We start from the raw sequence: 1,033 nt of genomic DNA, 5'->3' as shown, positions 1-1,033 counted from the left end.
CGGGGATTTCCGGTTTCCCGGATAGTTCTCGCTTCAACGCCGCAGTTACCTGCGGCTCCACGATCGGAGTGCTCCCCCGATGCAATATATTAACGGCAGCATTGTGATCGGCATTGGCGCGGAAGCCGCAAGCAGTGCAGACAAATCGAGATTGGTTTTCTCTCGATCTGCTGTCTACGGCTCCGCAGCACGAACACTTCTGCGAGGTAAATCGGGGATCGACCTTCACGACCTGATGCGCCTTGTAAAACAGCATCGTCTCGATCTGGCGCCATCCCACGTTGAGAATTGCGCGGTTCAGTCCACGCTTCTGCGCAACGTTTTTGCCGGGGTTCTCCATAGTTCCCGACGCGGATTTCGTCATGTCCCTGGTCCGCAGGCGCTCGATCACGACCGACCCGAACTTCCGGCATATGTCCGTGGTCGAGACATGCGACCAGTGCTTCCGGGCGCGGGCCTGCTTGGCACGGATTGCCGCGACACGGCGCTGTGCCTTCGCATGACGACGCGATCCACGCTTGCGACGGCTGGCAACGCGCTGGGCTTTGCGAGCCTTCTTGTCCAGAGCATCAATGTTGCCCGGAAGGGTATAACTGCTTCCATCCGAGAGCATCAGTGGAACAGTCACACCCCGGTCGATGCCAACAGCGCCATCCGTGGCGAAGTCCTGAACGTCACAGTCCTTACACCCGATGCTGATCTGCCAGCCGAGAGGCGTAAGACTGACGGTGGCTTCCGTTATCTTTCCGGACAGGTTGCGCGTCATGCGGAACTTGACCCATCCGATCTTCGGCAGACGGACACGACCCCATCGGTTGTTCAGGCGCTCAACGGTTATCTCACGTCCGTTGAAGGTGAAGGCATCGTTCACGCCTTTCTTCTTCGGTTGCGGATAGCCGCCAAGGCCCTTGAAGAAGCGGCGGTAGGCGGCGTCCAGTGCCTTGAGCGCATATTGCTGACTGGTCTGGCTGACGGCGCGGACAAAGTCCACCTCGCGGCGCAGAATGGTAAGCTCCCGCGCCTGCGTCACGTA

At 59.3% G+C, this 1,033-nt stretch carries 1 protein-coding gene; it reads right to left on the bottom strand.

The window, feature by feature from the left end; all coding sequences use genetic code 11:
• Positions 1-1,033, bottom strand: a 1,033-nt coding sequence (locus tag CFR72_RS17060; protein ID WP_110914833.1) for an RNA-guided endonuclease InsQ/TnpB family protein, incomplete at both ends; no start/stop codon positions are given.

Source organism: Gluconacetobacter entanii (genome assembly GCF_003206495.1).
GTDB lineage: Bacteria > Pseudomonadota > Alphaproteobacteria > Acetobacterales > Acetobacteraceae > Novacetimonas > Novacetimonas entanii.
This window is presented reverse-complemented; position numbering and strand designations above follow the sequence as displayed.